Below are 23839 nucleotides of genomic sequence, written 5' to 3'. Positions count from 1 at the left end.
ACCAGATATGAATATCGACAAGAAGATCACTGACGATCTGGCCGCAAACGATGTCTCGTTTGTGACCACCGTGCCGTGTAAGCAATTGGCAGGAGTGATAGAGGAAATCGACCAGCGCGACGGCATCTTTCACATCCCCTCGAACAAGGAAGACGAAGGCATGGGCCTGTGTGCCGGTGCCTGGATGGGCGGCAAACGCCCGGCCATTATCATGCAGAACACGGCCATCGGTGTGACTATTAATACGCTGGCGACGCTGATCCAGTATTACCGGATGCCGCTGCCTATGCTGATCTCGTACCGGGGTGAGCTGCGCGAGCCGATTGCCTGTCAGGTGGAAATGGCAGTGCATACCAAGGCCCTGTTGGCGCAGCTGAACATCCCGACCTACCATTTTCATCATCAGGCCGATGTCGAAGAGTTCGACGCGATCCTGAAATACACGTTCATGTGCAACAAGCCGGTCGCCATCCTGACCGACGCCAATTTCTGGGGAGGCTACGGCGACCAATGATCCGTTCTGAAATCCTGAAGGAAATCGCCCCGATCCTGCGTGATCAACTTGTCGTCTGCAACATCGGCATCCCCAGCCAGGAGTTGCACGCTATCGACGACCAGTCGTCCAATTTCTACATGCTGGGGACGATGGGTCTGGCCTCGTCCATCGGTCTTGGGCTGGCGCTGTCGCAGCCGAAACCGGTGATCACGATTGATGGGGATGGGTCAGTTCTGACCAATCTGGGTACGTTGCCAACCATCGCCAATAACGTGGCTGACAATTACATCCTACTGATCGTCGACAATGGCTCTTACGGGTCCACCGGGGATCAACCAACCTATGCGGGGCAGAAAACCTCGCTGACGAAAATGGCGCAGGCCGCAGGGTGTGAGCGCGTGATCGAATGTCAGGCCGAAGACACCGGGCGCGTGCTGCAAGAGGCGCTGGACGCCAAACAGATGACGATCATTGTCAGCAAGTGTGAAAGCGGCAATGCCAAAATGCCCCCGATCACGATGGATCCGGTGGTGATCCGCGACCGCTTTATGAAGGCCGTTCAGGCCTGATGGGTCCATCCGCCATTCACAGCGCAGAAGACGCCCGCCGATTGGCGCGGCGTCGTTTGCCCTGGATGGTGTTTGATTACATTGACGGGGCGGCGGGGGCAGAGGTTGGTGCCGCCCGCAACCGCGCCGCGCTGGCCGCAATGACGTTGCGCCCGCGGGTGCTGCGGGATGTAAGCGAGCGGTCTTTGTCCACGGATCTCTTTGGCAAACAGGCACGACGGCCTTTTGGCATTGCACCTATGGGCATGTGCAACCTGTCCACCCCCGGGGCGGATCTGATGCTGGCTAGGCTGGCCGCACGCAATTTGGTGCCGCTGGGCGTGTCGACCGTGGCATCGACGCCGATGGAACAGTTGATCGAAGCTGCCGAGGGCAACGCCTGGTTTCAACTGTATTTCAGCGGAGACGGGGCAGGAACCTTCAAACTGGTCGAACGCGCGCAGGCTGCAGGGTATGAAACGCTGGTGCTGACCGTAGACGTTCCTGAGGTCGGGCGACGCCCCAGAGAGCTGCGCCATGGCTTCAAGATGCCCTTCCGGATTGGTCCGCGCCAGTTTGTGGATTTCGCCCTGCATCCCCGCTGGTCATTGGCGACGTTGTTTCGCGGAAAGCCACAAATGGCCAACTTTCAAATGGATGGGTATGACTTTGACCGCACCGAAAGCCGGGCGCGGGCGACATGGGATACGCTGTCCCGTCTGCGCGATACATGGGGCGGAAAACTTGTTGTCAAAGGCGTGCTGGACCCCGAAGACGCGCGGGCCGTCAAGGCGGCGGGCGTCGACGCGGTGCAGGTTTCAAGCCACGGCGCGCGACAGCTGGACAGTGCCCCGTCTGCGTTTGAGGCGCTGTCGGCGATCCGGGCCGCTGTTGGGCCCGAATATCCGGTTTTCTATGACAGTGGGCTGCGATCGGGTGAGGATGTCGCCAAAGCGCTGAAACAAGGCGCGGATTTCGTGTTCTTCGGTCGGGTCATGCAGTTTGCCATGGCCGCAGCAGGAGAGGCCGGGCTGCAGCAGCTGTGGGAGGTACTGAGTGATGAGTTCAGTATTGCGATGGCTCAGATCGGGGTGACCACGATCAGTGAGCTGAAGGCCTGAAACCGTCCGGGACATTTACCGCGACTGTTCCAAAAGTCGACCAAACCCGGGAATCGGATCGGGTATTTTCAACACCTGCAGCGCTTGAAACAGCATCGCCTGATTTGAGCTGATCACCGGCTTTCCAACTGTGTCCTCGATCCGGGCCAGAGCTTCGACGCTGCGCATGTCGGTGCACGACAGGACTAGCGCATCGGCCTTGGGGTGGTCCGCAGCGATACCCATTTGGTACACCGCATCAGGGTCCAGTGCCCCTTGCCCTGCATTGCCCAATCGTTGCGACACTTCGGACCGTTGGACCGTTTCGACGCCCAGTTCGGCCAGAAACTCAATCGCCATGTCGTTGATGGCCGGCACATAGGGCGAAGCAAATCCGATGCGCTTGGCGTCGAGCACTGTCAGCGCATGTACCAGCGCTCCGGCGGCGGTGACCGTGTGCGCCCTGCTTCCTGCACTGATCCGCGCGGCCAAGTCGCGGTCAAATGCGGGGCCATGTGTCAGTGTGGCCGAGGTGCAGCCGTAAATGACGACATCCGGCTTTGCCCCCATCAACAGGTGCAGGGGCCCATCAAGATCGGCGGCCCCCAGACCATGCATCTGGGCTTCGTCGGGAACTTCATCCTCGTCATATCCACCCATCCGCGCCACATGCAGGGAAATGCCTGCCGGGCTAATAAGTGCCAGATCGGGTTCCAGATTGGTGTTGGTGAACGGAACCAAAACGCCGAACCGGGCGCGGCCTCTGGAAGGGGTCATGTCTGTTCCTCCTGTTTCCACTGCTTCAGGATGGTAACGGCTGAGTCCGTCGTCTCTGACGAACCTATGGTCATGCGCAGAGCGTTGGGCAAGCCTGCGCCGCTTTGCGGGCGCAGGAACACGCCTTCGGCCCGCAGCGCCTCGTCGGCTTGCCGCGCCTTTTCAGCGCTGCCCAGGTTCAGCAGCAGAAAATTGGTGAAGCTGGGTGAGAGGTCAAATCCAGCTTTCCGCAACTCGGCTGCGGATTTGTCCCGCAAACTGGCCGTCATCTCACAGGTGTCGCGCATATAGGCTGCGTCCTGCACAGCTGCGGTGGCCACCACTTGGGCTACCGCCGGGATGTTGTTTGGGTTCATAACCTTGCGCGTCTCGGTGGCAATTGCAGGCGGGAACAGGCCCCAGCCAACGCGGAAACCGGCCATTCCGTAGGCTTTTGAAAACGTGCGCGACACAACAGTGTTACCACGTTGAACCAGATCAAAGCACCGCTCGCCCAGATGATCCGCGAACTCTCCATAGGCCTCGTCAATTACCAGCAGAATGTCCGGTCGCAGGCCCTCTCGCAGGCGGGAAAGCTCGGACTTCGGGATGCGTGTTCCGGTTGGGTTGCCGGGATTGGCGACAAAGACCAGCCCCGTGTCTGACCGAACCGCACCCAGCAGGGAGTCAACGCTGACGACGGTATCCTCTTCTCGGGCGGTGTCGAACCGTGCGTTTGCGACCTGTGCCGCGGTTCGAAAGAAAGGGTATGCATGGGCGGGCGCCAATACAGCCCGCTCCGGCCCTGCAAACACGCGGGCCAAACAGCCGATCAGGTCGAGCGACCCGCTGCCGCACAAGATGCCTTCGGGGTCAATTTCGTGCCGGTCTGCCAGGGCATTGCGCAACCCAGTCCAGTCCGGATCAGGGTAGAGCATCGATGTGCTCATCGCCCTTGCCGCGGCCTCGATCGCCATGGGGCTGGGTGGGCGCAGGCTTTCGTTCTGGGACAATGAAATCAGCGGTTTCCCCCTTGGTGCGCTCAGGTCAGCCAGCGCATAGGGGGACATTTGGGCGATATGGGTCTGAGGTAGGGTCATGTCTTCCTCACATACTGGGTCTCCGCCGCGTTGCGAGTAATGAGACCGGACCGAATGTCAGTGTCCACTTCATCATCGGCACGGTCAGAGGGGGGGCCATACCCGCCGCCACCGGGGGTTTCAAAGATCAACCTCTCACCTGCCTTTATCCGAACCTCGCCTTTGCCCGGTAGAGTGCGGTTGCCGGGCTCAACCGTGATACAGCCGGGCGCGCCATCCTGTCCGCCGTTGCGGCCACTGGCGGGGTTGCGGATGCGTTCAACTGACAGAAACAGCATCAGATCCTGATCCTGTGACGCGCTGAGTTCGATGTGTTGACCGAGGCCGCCCCGAAACCGCCCCGCGCCGCCAGAATCGGTGCGTAATTCGCGTCGGTGAAACAGGATCGGTGCCACGGCCTCGGTCGTCTCAACCTGACTGCCCCAGACCCCGCTTGGAAAGGCGGTGGCGGATAGGCCGTCCAACCGCGGCCGCGCGCCCGTTCCACCGTTGAACACAAGTTCCAGCGCGAAAAGATCATCGCCCCGGTCCACGGCCTCGGGGGCGTGGCGAAGGGGCAGGTCGTACATACAGGACGCACCCTCGGCCGGGACCTTGTCAGGCAGTGCCTGCGACAGGCAGCCATAAACCAGATCGGGCGTCATCTGTCCCAGTGTATGCCGCATTGCGACGGGCGCGGGGCGCTGTGCGTTAAGGATGCAGCCTTTAGGGCCCGTGACCCGAAACGGATCAAGCGATCCCGCATTGTTGGGGATATCCGCCCCGATGATGCAGCGCAGGGCAAAGACCGAATAGGCCGTAGCATAATTCAGCGGCACGTTGATCCCCTTGCCGACGCAGGCTGCGGTACCATCGAAATCCAGCAGCAGGTGATCCTCGGCTATGGTCAGGGCGGCGTGCAAGCCGATGTCCTGATCATAGCCATCTACAGTCAGCACATGCCGCCATGTGCCCTTGGGTAAAGCAGCGATGGCGTCAAGCGTGCCACGCCGCGACGTCTCGATGATGTAATCGGAAAGGGTGTTCAGGTCGGCGAGGCCAAATTCCTGCATCATTTGGATCAGCCTGCTGGACCCCGCCTCACAACAGGCAATCAGAGCGTAGATGTCGCCCTCATTGGCAATCGGTTCGCGCGAATTGGCTTTGACGATCTCCAGCAACAACGCGTTGACAGTGCCCGCGCTGACCAGTTTGCAGGGCGGGATCAGCAGACCTTCGTCATAGATGTCCGAGCCTTCAGGCCCCATGCCAAGACCACCCAGATCCACCAGATGCGAGGTACAGGCCGTATATCCGATGACGGTGCCACAATAGAAAACCGGCATCATCAGCAGAAAGTCGTTTAGATGACCCGAGGCGATCCACGGGTCGTTCGTCAAATAAATATCGCCAGGCTTCATGTCGCTTTGGGCAAAGCGCGACCGCAGGGTTTTGACGGCTTCGGCCATTGTGTTGATGTGACCGGGGGTGCCGGTGACCGCTTGCGCCAGCATCCGCCCTTGTGCATCGAATATACCGGCCGAGATATCACCGCATTCCCGCACGATCGGGCTGAAGGCGGCACGAATAAGCGCCTGCCCTTGTTCCTCGACCACGGCCAGAAGGCGGTTCCACATCACTTGCAGGCGTGTGTCTGGTTGGATCATCGCGATGCCTCCTTGTGCCGTGTCAGCCAGATGTTGCCCTGGCCGTCCACATCAGCGCTGAAATCTGCGCTGACGAATGTGGTTGTCTGCGCCTCAACGATCAGGGCCGGGCCGGTGAGTGTTGCCCCTGCCGTCAGGTCCGCCCGGTCAAACACCTGCGCTGGCCGCCATTCCCCGCTGACATCACACAGGACTTGCCGGGTTTCGTCGGACATCACGGCGTGCTGGGGCGGCGTTTCCGAAAACGCGCCTTGCGCTGGCGCAGGCGATGAGACCGACAGGCCCCAGTTCAAAATCTCGATAGTCATGCCTGGAACGATCCGGCTGAATTGTCGGCTGTATTCTGCTTCAAATGCCTGTTCCAATACAGGTATGTCCGACACGTCCAGCGCCCGGTCGGGCATTCGGATTTCAATCTCATGACCCTGCCCGTGATAGCGCATATAAGCGATCCGACGCTGCTGCAGTTGGCCGTGGGGCGCTCCGGCCCGCACGACCTGTTCCGCTTCGGCCTGCATCGACGCGAAGAACGAGTTCAGCCCGTCGATGTCCAGACTGTCCAGACGGGCATAGCGCGAGCGGATGACCTCATACGACACGGGTGCAAACAGGAACCCAACCGCCGAGCCGACGCCGGGGTCGCGTGGGATCAGAACCCGGCGCATCTGTGCCCGTCGTGCGACGCGGGTGGCGTGCAGCGGCCCGTTGCCGCCGAAGGCGATCATCAACCGGTTGCCAAGGTCTTTGCCGGATTCAACCGCATGCATCCGACCCGCACTGGCCATGCTTTCGTCGACAATCTCGCTGACCGAGAAAGCCGCCTGATCCGGCGGCAGGCCCAGCGGTTCACCAATGTCCAGTGCCAGTGCCCTTTGGGCAGCATCCGGGTCGATCCGCAAGCGCCCTTCTGCGAACCGGCCCGGTTCGATCAGGCCCAGTGTCAGGTCGGCATCGGTGACGGTGGGTTTGTCCCCGCCCTTGCCAAAGGCGGCGGGGCCGGGATCGGATCCGGCGCTGTATGGGCCGACCTGAATACGGCCCAGCCTGTCGACGCTGGCAATTGATCCGCCACCGGCCCCGATTTCGATCATCTCGATGACCGGGATTCGAACCGGCATGCCCGAGCCTTTGATGAACCTTTCGGCGCGCGAGATCTCGAACTTGCGCGCCGTCTGTGGGCGAAAATCGTCGATCAGACACAACTTGGCGGTGGTGCCGCCCATATCAAAGGACAGCACATCCGTTTCATCCGTTGCCTCAGCGATACGCGCGGCCAGAACGGCCCCACCGGCCGGGCCGGATTCGACCAGACGGATCGGCAGCCGGGTCGCGGTGTCCAGCGTGGTCATGCCACCGCCCGCAGTCATCATCAGGATCGGGCAGGACAGACCCTTTTGTCGAAACCGTGCCTCAAAATCCTGCAGATAGCTCGCCATGAGCGGCTGGACATAGGCGTTGGCAATCGTGGTGCATAGCCGATCGAACTCACGGGCTTCGGGGCTAACCTCGTGGCTCAGCGAGATGACGAGATCGGGTAAGTGGTCGGTCAACAATTCGCGCAACCGACATTCATGCGCGGGGTTGGCGTAGGCATGTAGCAGGCAAATCGCAACAGCGTCGACTTGCAGAGACTTTAGTGCATCGACCACCGGCTCAATGCCTGTTTCTTCCAACGGCTCAAGCTCTCGCCCGTTGGCATTCATGCGTCCACCGATGGTCAGGGCATGCGTGCGCGGAACGATCAGGTTGGGTTTAACCAGATCGATGGCATATTGGCTGTGGCGCCGCTCATACGCAATCTCAAGTATATCGCGAAAGCCGTGGGTGGTGATGGTCGCGGTTTCGGCGCCCCGACGCTCAATCAACGCGTTGGTGGCCAGGGTTGTGCCGTGAATGAACCCGGTCACCTGGTGCCATTCGGCGCTTGCGACCTGCAGAACGTGTTCGGCGCCTGCGACGGCGCCCAGAGCAGGGCGGTTCGGTGTCGTGGGCGTCTTGGCGGTCGCGACCACTTGCGACGCATTGTTCACCAAAACGGTGTCGGTGAAGGTCCCACCAATGTCGATTGCCATACGCAATCCATCTGTATGGATCATTTGAGTATCAGCCTGAAAAGAGGAAACAAACCCGATGTCGGGTCAAGAATGCGCGGTTCGTTTCCAGCGGGTCAGGCGACCAGATCGCACCCGGTGTCGCGACGCATCATTGGGTGTCGAACGTTGGCTGTCACAGCTGTAGGTTCCTATCGTCTGGCTGTGCATGACCTTGGGCGACAGGATGTGCTTCCGTCAACAATTCTTTCGCAAGCCGCGTTGGTTTTGTTCAACCCATTCCGCAATCAGGTTCGCGCCGGTCTAGTGAGACGTCGTCAGTTAGCGGTCAAAGGATGCGCGTGCAAGTACATCGGACCGCCCAGCCATCTTGGAAAGCCATAGCCGTTGACCATCACCACATCCACATCTTCAGGCCGCCGTGCTATGCCCTCGGCAAGCAAAGCCTGTGCTTCGGTTTGAATGGTGGACAGGATGCGCTGGTTGATTTCTTCGTCCGTAATGAGTCCGCGCGTGATCCCTTTTCGCGCAGATTCTGACAGCACAAGATCTTGAACCCAACCGGAGGGCGTTGCTTTGCCATCGTTGTATTCGTACCAACCCTTGTTGGTCTTGCGCCCGAACCGTCCGGCCTCGCACAGCTTGTCGGCAATATGGACATAGCGCTCAGTTGAGTCTCGGGTCACAGCACGGTTTTTGCGCCTGGCCCATCCGATGTCGAGCCCCGCAAGGTCCTGCATTTCAAATAGCCCCATGGGAAAGCCAAAGCTGCGCATGGCTCGGTCAATATCCCAGGGTAGGGCACCGTCCTCAATCATGTAATCGCATTCGCGCCGGTAGGCCGACATGATGCGATTGCCGATAAACCCGTCGCACACACCCGCAGGGACAGCGATCTTGCCAAGACGCTTGGCCAGCGCAAAGCCACTGGAAATCGCGGACGCGGCGGCGTGGCTGGGGATCACGACCTCAAGCAGTTTCATGATATGGGCAGGAGAGAAAAAGTGCAGACCGATTACCCTCTCGGGGTGGCGGGTCTGATTGGCGATGGCTTGTATATCAAGGTACGAAGTATTGCTTGCCAGAATTGACTCGGGCCGCACGACCCCGTCCAACGCTTGAAACACGTGGGTTTTCAGCGCCATGTCTTCGAACACGGCCTCAATGACCAAGTCGGTCTTTGCAAGGGCGTCATAGGTGATGGCTGTTGTCAGGTTCGCGCTTAGGGCCTCGTGCTTGTTCTGGTCAATCAAACCACGGTTCAGACTGTCCGTCAGAATACCCATGACCCGATCTTGCCCAGCAGTCCGGGCCGCATCATCCCTTTCAACCAAGGTGACCGGAATACCAGACAGCAGACAGGCCGCGGCAATGCCTGCTCCCATCGTGCCGCCACCGATCACACCTAGTGAAGAGATTGATCTGGGCTTTACACTGTCCAATTCCGGCAGTTTCGATGCAGACCGTTCGGCGAAAAATATGTAACGGAGGGCCGCGCTTTGAGGGTCAGATTTGAGGCTCATGAAAGCGTTGCGTTCCGATTTCAGCGCTTCTGTTGCAGGCAGGTCGAGCGCCCTTTGAATTGCCAGCACTGCTGCGGCCGGTGCGTGCGCGCCGCGTGCTCTGGCGATGCTCTTCGACTTCAGCGCCTCCCACTGCAGCGTGTCTTGGACAGCCGGTGCGCCCCTGCGACCCAAGGGTATTCTGCTTGGGGCGTCGGCGGCCTTTTGCGCCATTGCACAGGCACATCTTGTCAGATCGCCGTCTGCAATGTCGTCAATCAACCCAAGTTCAAGCGCTTTTTCCGCAGAAACCGGTTTGCCGCTGACCACCATATTCAACGCTGCAACGGGGTCGATCAGGCGCGGCAGTCGAACGGTTCCTCCGGCGCCGGGGATCAGGCCCAAAGTCACCTCAGGCAGACCCAGCTTGGTGCCAGGCTGTGCTATGCGGTGCGAACATCCAAGTGCAATTTCAAGCCCACCGCCCAGAACGGTTCCATGCAGGGCAGCGATCCAGGGTTTTGTTACATCTTCAAGCGCCAGAATAACGTCCGGCAAATGCGGCTCCTGCAGGAGGCTATCGAATTCTCGTACATCCGCGCCTGCGGTAAAAGTCCGGCCATCGGCACGCAGTACGACGGCCCGGACAGCGCCGCTACTTTCCGTATCAGCAATGGCGGCCATTAACCCTGCCCGAACCGCATGGCTGGCTGCGTTCACGGGCGGGTTGTTGATCGTCACAACCGCCAGATCGCCCTTCGTTTCGACATTCACCACCATCAGACACCTGTTCCGCCGCTGTGGAAGATTTTGGGAAGCCTACTCTCACATCAATAAACTTCAAGCATAAAATATTTTAACTTGAAGGGATGGCCGACTCGGTCTAGCGTTTCAACTACGATGACGGATGAGGGGAAGGGTAACGATGCGCGTTGCATGCCTCGGCGGCGGACCTGCCGGTCTTTACTTTGGGATTTCGCTGAAGCTGCGTGATCCCGGGGCAGAGGTTGTGGTGATCGAACGTAACCGACCCGATGATACCTTTGGTTGGGGTGTGGTCCTGTCGGATGAAACGCTGGACAATCTGGCAATCAATGATCCTGACAGCGCCGCACGTATTCGCGACCACTTTGCCTATTGGGATGACGTCGCACTGGTTCACAATGGTCAGCGCACCGTGTCCAGCGGCCACGGCTTCTGCGGCATCGGGCGCAAGCAATTGCTGCTGATCCTGCAGGACCGGGCCCGGGACCTTGGCGTTGAAATGCGGTTTGAGACCGAGGCGATGTCGGCCTCAGGCTATATGCGCGACTATGACGTTGTGATCGCTGCGGACGGATTGAACTCAAACACACGCACCGAATTTTCCAAGGTTTTCCAGCCGGATATCGACCAGCGCCTGTGTCAGTTCGTTTGGCTGGGTACGCACCAGAAATTCGACGACGCCTTCACCTTTATTTTTGAGAATGCGGACAAGGGCTGGGTCTGGGCGCATGCCTATCAGTTCGACCCAGATACCGCGACGTTCATCGTCGAATGCACGCAAGAGACATTTGAGGCCTATGGGTTTGCGGGCATGTCTCAGCAGGAGTCGATTGCCGCCTGCGAGCGGATTTTCAAAGATCATCTGGGCGGTCATGCGCTGATGACAAACGCCAAGCATATCCGCGGATCGGCCTGGCTGCGGTTTCCAAGGGTGTTGTGCGAAAAGTGGAGCCACAAGAACGTTGTCCTGCTGGGCGATGCTGCAGCCACGGCGCATTTTTCGATCGGATCTGGCACCAAGCTGGCGTTGGAAAGCGCCATTGCGCTGGCCGAATACATCACCTCGGAACAGACGCTTGAGGTCGCTTTTGCCCGCTATGAAGATGAGCGCCGGTTAGAGGTTCTACGCCTGCAATCCGCGGCCCGGAACTCGGTCGAGTGGTTCGAGGATGTTGAGCGGTATCTGGATCTGGACTCGGTGCAGCTGAACTATTCCATGCTGACCCGGTCGCAGCGGATCAGCCATGAAAACCTGCGTGAACGCGATGCGGATTGGCTGGGCCGGGCAGAGGCCTGGTTCATGCAGCAGGCCGGCGGTGACATCAACGCGCCAGGCCGCGCGCCTATGTTTGCACCCTATCGCTTGCGGGACATGGTGCTGAAAAACCGGATCGTGGTGTCGCCCATGGCGCAATACAAAGCTGTCGATGGCTGCCCGACCGATTGGCATCTGATCCACTATGGCGAACGCGCCAAGGGTGGGGCGGGGTTGGTCTATACGGAAATGACATGTGTCAGCGCCGAGGGACGGATCACACCCGGCTGCCCCGGGCTTTACGCACCCGAGCATGAGGCGGCGTGGCACCGTTTGACCGATTTTGTTCATGCGGAAACAGAGGCCATGATTTGCTGTCAGATCGGCCACGCGGGCCGCAAAGGATCGACCCGCATCGGGTGGGAGGGCATGGATCAGCCGCTGGAGACGGGAAACTGGCCGCTGATATCAGCCGCAGCGATCCCGTGGTCTGGTGAAAACGCGGTGCCAAAGGCGATGGACCGCGCGGAGATGGACCGGGTCAAGGCCCAGTTCGTTTCTGCCGCCCAAATGGCGGACCGGGCGGGGTTTGACATGATCGAGTTGCACGCCGCCCACGGCTACCTGATCTCTTCCTTCATTTCACCGCTATCGAATACACGCACGGATGCATATGGCGGAAGTTTGGAAAACCGGATGCGCTATCCGCTTGAAGTCTTTGCGGCGATGCGGGCCGTCTGGCCCGAAAATAAGCCGATGGCCGTGCGCATTTCGGCCAATGATTGGGCAGGCGATGATGGCGTCACGCCGGAAGACGCGGTTGAAATCGCCGCGATGTTCGATGTGGCTGGGGCCGATATCGTGGATGTCTCTGCCGGGCAGACCTCGGCCCTTGCGCAACCGGTGTATGGCCGGATGTTCCAGACCCCGTTTTCGGATCGTATACGCAATGAACGGGGCATCAGCACAATGGCGGTCGGTAATATCTATGAGGCGGACCACGTCAATTCGATCCTGATGGCAGGACGGGCTGACCTTGTCTGTCTGGCGCGGCCGCACCTGAACGACCCGTACTGGACGCTGCATGCCGCGACCGCACTGGGTGACCGGCAGGAAATCTGGCCAAGGCCCTATGAGGCCGGGCGCGATCAGGCCTGGCGTTTGGCCGACCGTGAGGCAGAAATGGCGGGAAAAGTATGAGCCACGTAGTGATATCAGGCGGCGGTACCGGGGTCGGTGCGGCGATCGCGCAGAGCTTTGTCAAAAGCGGCGCCGAGGTTACCCTTTTGGGCCGGACCGAGGAAACCCTGGCCGCACAAGGCCTGCCCTATGAGGTCTGCGACGTCACCGACACGCAGCAGGTACAAGCCGCGTTCGATGCCGCCCGCGCAGCGCGTGGGTCGGTTACGGCGGTCATCGCCAATGCGGGCGCGGCCAGCTCGATATCCTTTCGCAAAATGACCGCAGATAACCTGCGCGCCATGACCGAGGTCAATCTTGTGGGTGTTTTCAATGTCTGGCAGGCGGGACTGGCGGATATGCAGGCCGCCGGAACCGGGCGGCTGATCGCCATCGCCTCGATCGCGGGGCTAAAGGGCGGGGCCTATATCTCGGGCTATTGTGCGGCGAAACACGGTGTTGTTGGTCTGACCCGCGCCCTGGCCGTGGAACTGGCCCCGACGGGGATCACCGTTAACGCGGTCTGTCCTGGGTTTGTTGATACGCCCATGCTGGATCGTTCGATTGCAAACATCGTCGAAAAGACAGGCATGAGCGCGAAGGACGCCGCGAAATCCTTGAACCAGAACAACCCCCAGCGCCGCTTTATCGATGTTGACGAGGTTGCGGGTACGGTGATGTGGCTGTGTTCAGACGCGGCAAGATCGGTCAATGGCCATGCGCTCAGCATCTCCGGGGGGGAAATATGACCCGGACCATGGCCCAGACCCCGCTTGAGGACGCCTCGAAAGAGAGGCTGCGCCTGTGGCTGCGGCTGCTCAAGACCACACGCGGGATCGAGGCGCAGCTACGCGAGAACTTCCGCACAGAATTCGACACGACTTTGCCCCGGTTCGACGTGATGGCCGCCTTGTCCCGGTTCGAGGATGGTCTGAAGATGAGCCAAATCTCCGGTGTGCTGCGGGTCTCAAATGGTAATGTCACCGGCATCGTTGACCGCCTGGCCGAGGACGGGCTGCTGGTGCGCGTACCTGTGCCCGGGGATCGCCGTGCCCACCGCGTGCGGATGACGCGGAAAGGGCGTGAAGAGTTCGCTCGCCAGGCCGCCGCACATGAGGCCTGGATCGCAGAGATGCTGGGTCAGTTCTCAGCCCAAGAGGCCCGAACGCTGACCACGGAATTCAGCCTGCCAGAGGACCTACATGACACATGATGCCAAGCACTTTCGATGCAAAGTCAAAGACCGCATTGCCACGATCGCCCTGGACCGGCCGGAGCGCAAGAACCCGTTGACGTTTGATAGCTATGCCGAGCTGCGCGACTGGTTTCGCGCGTTGGTGTATTCCGATGACATTGACGTTGTCGTGTTTGCGTCGAACGGAGAAAATTTCAGCTCGGGCGGGGATGTGCATGATATTATCGAGCCCCTGACCCGGATGAATATGAAACAGCTATTGGCCTTTACCCGCATGACCGGTGATCTGGTCAAAGCGATGGTGAATTGCGGCAAGCCGGTGATTGCTGCTATTGACGGCGTCTGCGTTGGGGCGGGGGCGATCATTGCCATGGCCTCGGATTTGCGCATCGCGACACCGCGTGCAAAATGTGCATTTCTGTTTACCCGGGTTGGGCTGGCTGGGTGCGACATGGGTGCCTGCGCCATTCTGCCCCGGATCATCGGGCAGGGGCGGGCGGCCGAGCTGCTGTATACTGGCCGGTCCATGAATGCTGAAGAGGGCTTGGGTTGGGGGTTCTACAACCGCGTGGTTGATGCGGATCACTTGGACGCAACCACGCGGGATATGGCTCGGCGCATCGCAGCGGGGCCAAATTTCGCCCATATGATGACCAAGACCATGCTGGCGCAGGAATGGTCGATGTCTATTGAGCAGGCCATCGAAGCCGAAGCACAGGCGCAGGCCATTTGCATGCAGACCGGAGATTTCGAACGGGCCTACAGCGCCTTTGTCGCAAAAGAAAAACCAGTGTTCGAGGGCGAGTGATGGCAGATCAGAGCTTCCTGTCCTGGCCGTTTTTTGAGCCGCACCACCGTGAATGGGCCGCGCGCGTCGAAGAGGTCGCGATCGGGCTAGAGGTCGACCACGGGGACACTGACGCTGCTTGCAGTCATTTGGTCCAAATGCTGGGCGCAGCCGGGCTGTTGCATCCCACGGCAAACGAGGCCGGGCAGTTGGATGTGCGGACGTTGTGTCTGACCCGGGAAATTCTGGCCCGTCATAATGGATTGGCGGATTTTGCGTTTGCGATGCAGGGTCTTGGAACCGGGGCAATCTCGCTGTTTGGAACACCCGAACAAAAAGCTGCCTGGCTGCCGAAAACCCGCAGCGGGCAGGCAATCTCGGCCTTTGCGCTGACAGAGCCGCAATCGGGGTCGGACGTTGCCAATTCCACCATGTCCGCCACGCTGGACGGGGATCATTACGTTCTGCGCGGGGAAAAGACCTGGATTTCTAACGGTGGGATCGCGGATGTCTACACGATGTTCGCCCGCACCGGCGAAGGGCCCGGCTCCAGGGGTTTATCAGCATTCATCGTCACGCCCGACCTGCCGGGGTTCGAAGTAACCGAACGTTTGCAGACCATTGCCCCACATCCATTGGCGACGCTGCGGTTCAACGATGTGCGCGTTCCCGCGCAGGCGATGATCGGTGAGCCCGGGGAAGGGTTCCGAATTGCAATGTCCGTGCTGGATGTTTTCCGCTCGACCGTGGCGGCGGCGGCGCTGGGTTTCGCCCGGCGGGCGCTGGATGAAGCTCTGACCCGGGTCGGTGCCCGACACGTGCAGGGCGCGCCGCTGTTCGACCTGCAGATGGTTCAGGGCCAAATTGCTGACATGGCACTGGATGTGGATGCAGCGGCACTGCTGGTCTATCGCGCGGCGTGGGCAAAAGACCGTGGCGCAGCCCGTGTCACGCGTGAGGCGGCGATGGCCAAGCTTTTTGCCACCGATCAGGCGCAACAGGTGATTGACAAGGCGGTGCAGCTGTTTGGCGGCGACGGCGTGCGTTCTGGCACGACAGTAGAGTCACTGTACCGCGAAATCCGGGCGCTGCGCATTTATGAGGGCGCATCAGACGTGCAAAAGGTCGTCATAGCACGTCAAACCATGGCTGCGCATCAGGAGGACGGACAGTGATGCTGGGTCCTTCTGCGCATACAGACACGTTCAGCCGCGATAGCCTGCCGCCCCTGGGCCAGTGGCCGGAATTCCTGTTGGAGGGGTTCAACTATCCCGATTTTCTGAACGCCGCCTATGAGCTGACGGATGCAATGGTCACCAAAGGGTTTGGGGACAACATCGCGTTGATCGGCAACGGGCGGCAGCGGACGTATAAAGAGCTCAGCGATTGGACCAATCGGCTGGCCCATGTGCTGGTCGAAGATCTGGGCGTGCAGCCGGGAAACCGGGTGCTGATCCGGTCGGCCAACAACCCGGCTATGGTTGCTTGCTGGCTGGCTGCAACCAAGGCCGGCGCTGTGGTCGTCAACACCATGCCAATGTTGCGCGCCGGTGAGCTGGCAAAACATGTCGATAAGGCAGAAATCCAGTTTGCCTTGTGTGACACCCGCCTGATGGAAGAAATGCAGGCCTGCGCCGAGGGCAGCCATTTTCTGAAACGCGTTGTTGGGTTTGACGGAACCTCGAACCACGATGCAGAGCTTGACCGACTGGCCCTTGAAAAACCTGTCCAATTCGATTGCGTGCAGACGGGGAGGGACGATGTGGCTCTGCTGGGGTTCACCTCGGGCTCGACCGGAGAGCCAAAGGCCACCATGCATTTCCACCGTGACCTGATGATCATCGCCGATGGTTACGCGCGCGAGGTGCTGGACGTACAGCCCGAGGACGTTTTTGTCGGCTCGCCCCCCCTGGCGTTTACCTTCGGGTTGGGTGGGCTGGCAGTGTTCCCGCTGCGTTTCGGGGCGACGGCAACCTTGCTGGAACAGGCCTCGCCGCCCGGCATGATCGAGATCATCGAAAAGTACAAAGCTACCGTTTGCTTTACCGCCCCGACGGCCTATCGCGTGATGCTGCAAGCGATTGAGGATGGGGCCGATCTGTCCAGCCTGCGCGCTGCGGTGTCTGCGGGTGAAACCCTGCCCAAACCCGTCTATGACCACTGGATGGAACGCACTGGCAAGCCGATGCTTGATGGCATCGGGGCCACGGAATTGCTGCATATCTTCATCTCGAACCGGTTTGACGACCACAGACCGGCCTGCACGGGACGACCGGTGAAAGGATATGAGGCCAAAGTTTTGAACAGTGACGGGTCCGAGGCCGAGGTTGATCAGGTCGGACGGCTGGCTGTGCGTGGCCCCACTGGATGCCGATACCTGAACGATGACCAGCAGGCAGGGTATGTCTGCGACGGGTGGAACATCACTGGCGACAGTTTTTATAAGGATGCCGACGGTTATTTCCATTTTGCCGCCCGCAAGGACGATATGATCCTGTCCGCCGGATACAACATTGCTGGCCCCGAGGTCGAAGCCGCATTGCTGGGACATGAGTCCGTGTCGGAATGCGCCGTGATCGGGGCCCCCGATCCTGAACGTGGGCATATTGTTCAGGCACATGTTGTCCTGATCGACGGTGCGAACGCAGGTGACGAACTAAGCGCCGCTCTTCAAGCCCATGTGAAGTCTGTCATCGCGCCTTACAAATATCCGCGCTCTGTCGTGTTTTGTGACTCTTTGCCTAAGACCGCGACGGGAAAAATTCAACGGTTCCGGCTGAAATCCTCCTCGTCGGGCAAGGCGTGATCAGTGTTAGTTTGGGCAACTGGTGCAAGGATGAAAAACTTTGCCCTGTCAGGGGCATAGACCGAACGATGAGAAAAATGACATAAGTTGCGTTCTAAAGACCAACGAAGGGAGATGAAGATGAAAAAGTTTCTAACGGCCGCCGCATTTTCTGCGCTTTGCGCCACCGGCGCATTGGCCGAGGTCAAGGTTGGCATGATCACTACCCTGTCGGGCGGTGGTGCCGGGTTGGGGATCGATGTGCGCGATGGGTTCATGTTGGCGATTGCTCAATCGGGCCGTGACGACATCGAGGTTGTGATCGAGGACGACCAACGTAAGCCGGACATCGCGGTGCAATTGTCCGACAAGATGATCCAGTCCGAGCGCGTCGATGTAATGACCGGCATCATCTGGTCAAACCTTGCAATGGCCGTTGTCCCTGCCGCCGTAAACCAGAACGTGTTCTACCTGTCGCCCAACGCTGGCCCTTCGCCTTTGGCTGGTAAGGGGTGCCATCAAAACTACTTCAACGTCGCCTGGCAGAACGACAACCTGCACGAGGCGGCAGGGGCCTATGCCAATGGTGCGGATTACAAGAAAAGTTTTATCATGGCACCGAACTATCCGGCGGGTGTGGATGCCCTAACCGGTTACAAGCGCTTTTTCGAAGGGGAGCTGGCCGGTGAGGTCTATACCGAACTGGGCCAGACGGATTATGCTGCCGAGATCGCGCAGATCCGTGCCAGCGATGCCGACAGCGTGTTCTTTTTTCTTCCGGGCGGCATGGGGATATCCTTTCTCAAGCAATATGCCGACAGTGGGATCGACCTGCCTGTGGTCGGGCCGGCCTTCAGCTTTGATCAGGGCATCCTGCAGGCGGTGGGCGACGCGGCGATGGGTGTTGTGAACACCTCGCAGTGGAACAAGGATATCGATAACCCGACCAACACGGCGTTTGTCGAAAGCTTCCAGGCCGAATATGGTCGTCTGCCGTCGCTGTATGCCAGCCAAGGGTTCGATACCGCAAACCTGTTGCTGTCAGCACTGGACAAAGCTGACCCGTCTGATGCTGATGCCTTCCGCGAGGCGCTGCGGGCCGCTGAGTTTGACAGCACTCGTGGCGATTTCAGCTTTGGGCCGAACCATCATCCGGTTCAGACGATCTATGCGCGCGAAGTGATAAAAGAAGGTGACGTTTTCACCAACAAAATCCTCGGCGTTGCGCTTGAAAACCACTCGGATGCTTATGCGGCTGAGTGCAAAATGTAACTGAGCTTCTGCCTGCCCTGATTGCGGGGCGGGCAGATCACCGGAGTTTCCATGTCCTCGATCCTGATTATCGAGCAGATTCTGAACGGGCTGCAGTTCGGTGTCATGCTGTTTTTGATGGCGGCTGGCCTGACGCTGATATTTGGCGTGATGGGTCTGATCAATCTGGCCCATGGCTCGCTCTATATGATCGGGGCCTTTGCTGCCGCAGCTGTTGCCGGGGTTACGGGGTCGTTCCTGCTGGCGCTGATCGCCGCGCTGGCTGCTGCTGCGCTGGCTGGCGCGATTGTCGAGATGGTCGTAATCCGGCGATTGTATAGCGCCCCGCATCTTGATCAGGTTCTGGCGACTTTTGCGCTGATCCTGATCTTTTCGGAAGGCACCCGCTGGTTGTTTGGGTCTTTCCCGCTGTTTCTGGATATCCCCGATGCGCTGTCCGGGCCTGTGACGCTGCCCGGCGGTATCGAATACCCGTTTTACCGCCTGACCTTGATCGGCATCGGGCTGGCGGTCGCGGTGGGTCTCTGGGCCCTGATTGAGCGCACGCGCCTGGGAATCCAGATCCGCGCCGGAGAGAACGACCGCGAGATGATCGCCGCACTGGGCGTCGACATCTCCAAACTCTATACGCTGGTTTTTGCTTTGGGTGCTGCGCTGGCGGGGCTGGCGGGTGCCTTGGTGGGCGCAATCCAGTCGGTGCAGGTCGGTATGGGAGAGCCGGTTCTGATCCTGGCTTTTGTCGTCATCGTCATCGGCGGAATTGGCTCGGTGCGTGGCGCTCTTATAGGAGCGCTGCTGGTCGGGCTGACCGACACGCTGGGCGGTGTGTTCCTGCCTGAACTTTTCAAGCTGTTCATGGAAAACGGTGCTGCGCAAAAGACGGGATCGGCACTGGCGTCGATGGGTATCTATGTGCTGATGGGGCTAGTGCTGATCTGGCGACCCACCGGCCTGTTCGGAGCACGCGCATGAGGCTGGACGAGAAATACCTGAATGGCCTGATGATCGCTGGCCTGCTGGCGTTGCCGCTTTGGGCGGTGATGGCAGATCAGCCCTTTACGATCACTCTGGTGACGCGCGCCGTGATCCTGGCGCTAGCGGCAGTTGGGTTGAACATCGTCCTTGGGATCGGCGGCATGGTCAGTTTCGGACATGCCGTGTTCTTCGGGATCGGCGGCTATGCGATGGGCATCCTGGCCTTTCACGCTCAGACCTATACAGCGCTTGAACTGGGTTTGTTCACCACTGACGGCACCAAATTCATGCCGGTAATCTGGCTGGTCGCTATGATAACCTCGGGGTTGGTGGCGTTTTTTATCGGGCTGCTGTCTTTGCGCACATCCGGTGTCTATTTCATCATGATCACGCTTGCTTTTGGGCAGATGTTTTTCTACTTCGCCATTTCCTGGGCGCAATATGGCGGTGAGGACGGGCTGTCGATCTATGTCCGTAACGACTTTCCGGGCCTGAACACGCTGATACCGATCCAGTTCTACGCGATCTGTTTCACACTGCTATGCGTGGTGCTGTTTCTGTTTGCCCGCCTTCAGGCCTCACCTTTTGGGCTGGCCCTGAACGCCGCACGCCAGGCAGGAACGCGGGTTGAAACCGTTGGCTTGAACCCAATGCGACTAAAGTTGTTGGCCTTTGTGATTTCGGGTGCCATCACCGGGTTGGCGGGGGCGCTGTTTGCAGATCTGAACCGTTTCGTCTCGCCTACGATGTTCAGCTGGCAATTGTCGGGAGAGCTGATCGTTCTGATCATCATTGGCGGTGTCGGTCGGCTGATGGGGCCGGTGATCGGCGCCTGTGTTTTCGTAGCGCTCGAGCATTTTCTGGGCGAACTCACAGATTTCTGGCACGTCTATCTTGGGGTGATACTGCTGTGCATCGTGCTGTTCGGACGCGGCGGATTGATCGGTCTGCTGACCGGAAAAGAGGGCGCACATGTCTGATCCCGTTCTCGCAACGCTTAACCTGAACAAAAGCTTTGGCGCATTGAAGGCCACGGACAATGTCTCGATCGATCTGAAGCCCGGAGAGATTCACGCCATTATCGGCCCGAACGGTGCCGGAAAATCGACGTTGATCCAACAGATTTGTGGTGGGTTGAGGCCGGATTCCGGGCAGGTCCTGCTGTGTGGTCAGGATGTCTCGGGGCACAGCACGCAAGCGCGGGCGCAGGCGGGCCTGGGGCGTACGTTCCAGATTTCTCAATTGTGCATGGAAGACACGGTGCTGGAAAACGCCATTTTGGGCGCGATGGGGGCCGAAGGTTTGGCCTGGCGGTTCTGGCAGCCCGCCTTGAAACGGCCCGAACTGCGCGACAGGGCCGAGGCCGCGTTGGAACGCGTCGGCCTAAGTGATGATCGTGACATATGTTGCGCCAACCTCAGCCATGGCCAGCGGCGTCAGCTGGAGGTCGCGGTGGCCCTGACATTGTCGCCTCGGGTTTTCGTCATGGACGAGCCGATGGCGGGTCTTGGCGCAGGCGGATCCAAGCGGCTGACCGGGTTTCTTGACGGGTTGCGGGTTGAGGCGCCTATTCTACTTGTCGAACATGACATGGATGCGGTGTTTGCGTTGGCCGACCGGATCAGCGTGCTGGTCTATGGCAAGGTGATTGCCACTGGCACAGCGGATGAAATCCGCGCCAGCACTGAAGTGCGCGATGCGTATCTGGGGGATGCGGCATGACCCTGCTTCGGATCGAAAATCTATCGGCCAGTTACGGCGTCAGCCAAGCGCTGTTTGGTGTCGATCTGCAGATGCGCCAGGGCGAAGTGACCGCCCTGATGGGGCGCAATGGGATGGGCAAAACAACCACAGTAAAGGCCATCTGCCGGACGATCCGGTCGGAGGGCACTCTGGTGCTGGACGGTCAGGACCTGCATGTGCTGGCCAGCCACAAGGTTGCCCGTAAAGGGGTGGGCCTTGTGCCCGAAGGGCGGCGCTGTTTTGCGGACCTGACCGTGCGCGAGAACCTGATTGCCGCCGCGCGCCCCGGCGATTGGACTTTGCGCCGGGTGACCGAATTGTTCCCCCGCTTGGGTGAACGGCAAGGGCAGAGGGCCGCCTCGCTGTCGGGCGGTGAGCAACAGATGCTGGCCATTGGCCGGGCGCTGATGACGAACCCTCGGTTGCTGATTCTGGATGAGGCCACCGAAGGTCTGGCCCCGATCGTCAGACAGGAAATCTGGGCCGCTCTGCACCGCCTGAAACAAGAGACCAACGTTGCTATCCTGCTGATCGACAAATCGCTGAAAGAGCTGGCGGGGGTGTCGGACAAGGCGGTTATTCTGGAACGGGGCCGCACGGTCTGGTCCGGCGTAATGGCGGACGTGACACAAGACATCTCGGAAAGATATGTGGGGGTCTGATGGCATTTGAGTTCCCACAAAAGGTGTTGTTCAAGCATTGCGACCCCGCCGGTATCGTTTTCTTTCCCCGCTATTTTGAGATGATAAATGATTGCGTCGAAGCGTTCTTTGATCAGGGGTTGGGCGTTCCGTTCCACGATCTGCACCGCGTAAGCGCGGTGCCGACAGCGCAGATCAAGACCCAGTTTCCGGCTCCCAGTCGGCATGGCGATCATTTGCTTTTCCAGTTGGATATTACGAAGATCGGACGCAGCTCGGCGGATTACTCGATGACTGCGCGCTGTGGAAACGAAACCCGACTGATAACATCCGCGACGTTGGTTCACGTTGATGCCAACGGCCGCCCTACGGCATGGCCTGACCAAATTCGCAACAAGTTACAGACATTTAGGGGCGACACATCATGACCCACAAGATCATCCAGCCAGACAATTGGTTGCCCGCCAAGGGCTATGCAAATGGGGTGCTGACCAAGGACGGGACATTGCATATCGGTGGCCAGATCGGCTGGGACGCGAACAAGAAATTTGTCAGCGGCGATTTTGTCGGGCAGATGAAACAGGCCCTTCGAAACATTGCAGAGATTGTCGAAGCCGCAGGCGGTCAGGTGACTGACGTGACCCGGCTGACATGGTTTGTCACCGACAAACGCGAATACCTGGCCAAACAGCCCGAGGTCGGCGCCGCCTATCGCGAGGTGTTCGGCAGGCATTTTCCAGCAATGTCGATGATCATTGTCGCGGGTCTGGTCGAGGATGATGCCGTCGTCGAAATCGAAGCCACCGCGCATCTGACATGACAGCGCGAGACGTCTTTATCTGCGACTATGTCCGCACCCCCATTGGGCGCTATGGCGGGGCGTTGTCGCAAGTGCGGGCGGACGATCTGGCCGCGTTGCCGGTCAAAGCCCTGATGAAACGATCCGCACAAGCAGATTGGGCTGCGGTGGATGAGGTCATCCTAGGGGCCACAAATCAGGCTGGAGAGGACAATCGAAACCTCGCCCGCATGGTGGTGTTGTTGTCAGGTCTTCCGGAAGCCGTACCAGCCTTTACGGTCAACCGACTATGCGCGTCGGGCATGGATGCGGTGATCGCCGGGGCGCGGATGATCCAGGCAGGTGATGCAGACCTGATAATCGCAGGCGGGTCTGAAAGCATGAGCCGCGCACCATTGGTAATGCCGAAACCCGACGCGGCCTTTTCGCGCCGGGCAGAGGTCTTTGACACCACTATCGGATGGCGGTTCGTCAATCCGGACATTGAACGGGCATGGGGCATCGAGACCATGCCGGAAACGGCAGAAAATGTGGCGTCCGAGTGGAGTATCTCGCGTGCGGATCAGGACGCCTTTGCCCTGCAAAGCCAGCGCCGCGCGTTGAGCGCACAGCAATCGGGTCGGTTGGCGCGCGAGGTCATTCCTGTCGAGGTCTCAGATCCGAAGGGCAACGTCACCTTGGTTAAGGAGGACGAGCACCCCCGAGAAACCACTCAGGACCGGCTTGCCGCCCTGAAAACACCATTTCGCCGAGATGGAACGGTCACGGCTGGAAACGCCTCGGGCATCAATGACGGCGCAGCAGCGCTATTGCTGGCCAGTGACGCGGGCGTGCGGTTGCATGGGCTTATACCGTTGGCCAGGATCGAAGGAGCAGCCAGTGCAGGCGTGCCCCCTCGGATTATGGGGATCGGACCCGTGCCTGCAACGCAAAAGCTGTGTGACCGGCTTAAGATATCACCCGCAAACTTTGATCTGGTCGAGTTGAACGAAGCGTTTGCGGCCCAGGCGATTGCCGTGGCGCGGGGGCTGGGACTTGACCCTATGGCGGATCACCTCAACCCCAATGGTGGGGCGATTGCGTTGGGCCACCCACTGGGTATGACCGGGGCGCGACTTGTTGGAACGGCGGCATTGGAGCTATCACTCAGCGGTCAGACCCGTGCCCTGTGCAGCATGTGCGTCGGGATCGGGCAGGGGGTATCGCTGGCCCTGCACGGTGTATGACCAAGCGCAGAGGAACCG

At 59.7% G+C, this 23839-nt stretch carries 22 protein-coding genes; 17 read left to right on the top strand and 5 right to left on the bottom strand.

Going from position 1 to position 23839, the window contains the following annotated elements; all coding sequences use genetic code 11:
• Nucleotides 1-7 precede the first annotated feature (7 nt).
• From RUM8411_RS04775 to RUM8411_RS04765, 3 genes are read left to right on the top strand one after another with little or no spacing between them, the layout of a single operon-like run.
• A complete protein-coding gene (locus RUM8411_RS04775) occupies nucleotides 8-514 on the top strand; it encodes a decarboxylase (RefSeq protein WP_085821491.1) in 507 nt (168 codons plus the stop codon).
• Nucleotides 511-1065, top strand: a complete 555-nt coding sequence (gene comE, locus RUM8411_RS04770; RefSeq protein WP_085821490.1) for a sulfopyruvate decarboxylase subunit beta — start codon at nucleotides 511-513, stop codon at nucleotides 1063-1065. The genes RUM8411_RS04775 and comE overlap by 4 nt, the downstream gene beginning before the upstream one ends.
• A complete protein-coding gene (locus RUM8411_RS04765; RefSeq protein WP_085821489.1) occupies nucleotides 1065-2165 on the top strand; it encodes an alpha-hydroxy acid oxidase in 1101 nt (366 codons plus the stop codon). The genes comE and RUM8411_RS04765 overlap by 1 nt, the downstream gene beginning before the upstream one ends.
• Before the next feature lie 15 nt (nucleotides 2166-2180).
• On the opposite strand, the gene RUM8411_RS04760 is transcribed toward RUM8411_RS04765, so the two are convergent.
• The 5 genes from RUM8411_RS04760 to RUM8411_RS04740 form a co-directional block, all read right to left on the bottom strand.
• Nucleotides 2181-2921, bottom strand: a complete 741-nt coding sequence (locus RUM8411_RS04760; RefSeq protein WP_085821488.1) for a maleate cis-trans isomerase family protein — start codon at nucleotides 2919-2921, stop codon at nucleotides 2181-2183.
• Nucleotides 2918-4000: a pyridoxal phosphate-dependent aminotransferase gene (locus RUM8411_RS04755; protein ID WP_085821487.1), complete on the bottom strand. Its 1083-nt coding sequence runs from the start codon at nucleotides 3998-4000 to the stop codon at nucleotides 2918-2920. Before RUM8411_RS04755 ends, RUM8411_RS04760 begins: the two co-directional genes overlap by 4 nt.
• The gene (locus RUM8411_RS04750) at nucleotides 3997-5646 is read right to left on the bottom strand and encodes a hydantoinase B/oxoprolinase family protein (protein WP_085821486.1); all 1650 of its coding nucleotides are present in this window, start codon (nucleotides 5644-5646) and stop codon (nucleotides 3997-3999) included. The genes RUM8411_RS04755 and RUM8411_RS04750 overlap by 4 nt, the downstream gene beginning before the upstream one ends.
• Entirely contained in the window at nucleotides 5643-7742 is a 2100-nt protein-coding gene (locus RUM8411_RS04745) for a hydantoinase/oxoprolinase family protein (protein ID WP_085821485.1), read from the bottom strand. Before RUM8411_RS04745 ends, RUM8411_RS04750 begins: the two co-directional genes overlap by 4 nt.
• 272 nt (nucleotides 7743-8014) lie before the next feature.
• The gene (locus RUM8411_RS04740; RefSeq protein ID WP_085821484.1) at nucleotides 8015-9979 is read right to left on the bottom strand and encodes a 3-hydroxyacyl-CoA dehydrogenase NAD-binding domain-containing protein; all 1965 of its coding nucleotides are present in this window, start codon (nucleotides 9977-9979) and stop codon (nucleotides 8015-8017) included.
• A 145-nt stretch (nucleotides 9980-10124) separates the two neighbouring features.
• Between RUM8411_RS04740 and RUM8411_RS04735 the strand changes: the two genes are divergently transcribed.
• The 14 genes from RUM8411_RS04735 to pcaF all read left to right on the top strand — a co-directional run bounded on the left by RUM8411_RS04735 (nucleotide 10125) and on the right by pcaF (nucleotide 23821).
• Nucleotides 10125-12419, top strand: coding sequence for a bifunctional salicylyl-CoA 5-hydroxylase/oxidoreductase (locus RUM8411_RS04735; RefSeq protein ID WP_085821483.1), 2295 nt, complete (start codon nucleotides 10125-10127; stop codon nucleotides 12417-12419).
• Nucleotides 12416-13147 (top strand): SDR family NAD(P)-dependent oxidoreductase, encoded by a 732-nt coding sequence (locus RUM8411_RS04730; protein WP_085821482.1) that lies wholly within the window; start codon nucleotides 12416-12418, stop codon nucleotides 13145-13147. The genes RUM8411_RS04735 and RUM8411_RS04730 overlap by 4 nt, the downstream gene beginning before the upstream one ends.
• Entirely contained in the window at nucleotides 13144-13611 is a 468-nt protein-coding gene (locus RUM8411_RS04725; RefSeq protein WP_085821481.1) for a MarR family winged helix-turn-helix transcriptional regulator, read from the top strand. Before RUM8411_RS04730 ends, RUM8411_RS04725 begins: the two co-directional genes overlap by 4 nt.
• Nucleotides 13601-14401 (top strand): enoyl-CoA hydratase family protein, encoded by an 801-nt coding sequence (locus RUM8411_RS04720; protein ID WP_085821480.1) that lies wholly within the window; start codon nucleotides 13601-13603, stop codon nucleotides 14399-14401. The genes RUM8411_RS04725 and RUM8411_RS04720 overlap by 11 nt, the downstream gene beginning before the upstream one ends.
• Nucleotides 14401-15555: an acyl-CoA dehydrogenase family protein gene (locus tag RUM8411_RS04715; protein WP_085821479.1), complete on the top strand. Its 1155-nt coding sequence runs from the start codon at nucleotides 14401-14403 to the stop codon at nucleotides 15553-15555. Before RUM8411_RS04720 ends, RUM8411_RS04715 begins: the two co-directional genes overlap by 1 nt.
• Nucleotides 15555-17186: an AMP-binding protein gene (locus tag RUM8411_RS04710; RefSeq protein ID WP_085821478.1), complete on the top strand. Its 1632-nt coding sequence runs from the start codon at nucleotides 15555-15557 to the stop codon at nucleotides 17184-17186. Before RUM8411_RS04715 ends, RUM8411_RS04710 begins: the two co-directional genes overlap by 1 nt.
• A 120-nt stretch (nucleotides 17187-17306) precedes the next feature.
• Nucleotides 17307-18437, top strand: coding sequence for an ABC transporter substrate-binding protein (locus RUM8411_RS04705; RefSeq protein WP_234995132.1), 1131 nt, complete (start codon nucleotides 17307-17309; stop codon nucleotides 18435-18437).
• Between the two features lie 51 nt (nucleotides 18438-18488).
• Entirely contained in the window at nucleotides 18489-19409 is a 921-nt protein-coding gene (locus tag RUM8411_RS04700; RefSeq protein WP_085821475.1) for a branched-chain amino acid ABC transporter permease, read from the top strand.
• The gene (locus RUM8411_RS04695) at nucleotides 19406-20392 is read left to right on the top strand and encodes a branched-chain amino acid ABC transporter permease (RefSeq protein ID WP_085821474.1); all 987 of its coding nucleotides are present in this window, start codon (nucleotides 19406-19408) and stop codon (nucleotides 20390-20392) included. The genes RUM8411_RS04700 and RUM8411_RS04695 overlap by 4 nt, the downstream gene beginning before the upstream one ends.
• Complete coding sequence (locus RUM8411_RS04690; protein ID WP_085821473.1) at nucleotides 20385-21134, top strand: ABC transporter ATP-binding protein; 750 nt, start codon at nucleotides 20385-20387, stop codon at nucleotides 21132-21134. Before RUM8411_RS04695 ends, RUM8411_RS04690 begins: the two co-directional genes overlap by 8 nt.
• The gene (locus tag RUM8411_RS04685) at nucleotides 21131-21817 is read left to right on the top strand and encodes an ABC transporter ATP-binding protein (RefSeq protein ID WP_085821472.1); all 687 of its coding nucleotides are present in this window, start codon (nucleotides 21131-21133) and stop codon (nucleotides 21815-21817) included. Before RUM8411_RS04690 ends, RUM8411_RS04685 begins: the two co-directional genes overlap by 4 nt.
• Complete coding sequence (locus tag RUM8411_RS04680; RefSeq protein ID WP_085821471.1) at nucleotides 21817-22224, top strand: acyl-CoA thioesterase; 408 nt, start codon at nucleotides 21817-21819, stop codon at nucleotides 22222-22224. Before RUM8411_RS04685 ends, RUM8411_RS04680 begins: the two co-directional genes overlap by 1 nt.
• Nucleotides 22221-22616, top strand: coding sequence for a RidA family protein (locus tag RUM8411_RS04675; protein ID WP_085821469.1), 396 nt, complete (start codon nucleotides 22221-22223; stop codon nucleotides 22614-22616). Before RUM8411_RS04680 ends, RUM8411_RS04675 begins: the two co-directional genes overlap by 4 nt.
• A complete protein-coding gene (gene pcaF / locus RUM8411_RS04670) occupies nucleotides 22613-23821 on the top strand; it encodes a 3-oxoadipyl-CoA thiolase (protein ID WP_085821468.1) in 1209 nt (402 codons plus the stop codon). Before RUM8411_RS04675 ends, pcaF begins: the two co-directional genes overlap by 4 nt.
• Nucleotides 23822-23839: the final 18 nt, after the last annotated feature.

The sequence above is a fragment of the Ruegeria meonggei genome (assembly GCF_900172215.1).
GTDB classification, from domain to species: domain Bacteria; phylum Pseudomonadota; class Alphaproteobacteria; order Rhodobacterales; family Rhodobacteraceae; genus Ruegeria; species Ruegeria meonggei.
Note: the sequence above shows the minus strand (reverse complement) of the source record. Positions and strands in the feature narration are given on the sequence as shown.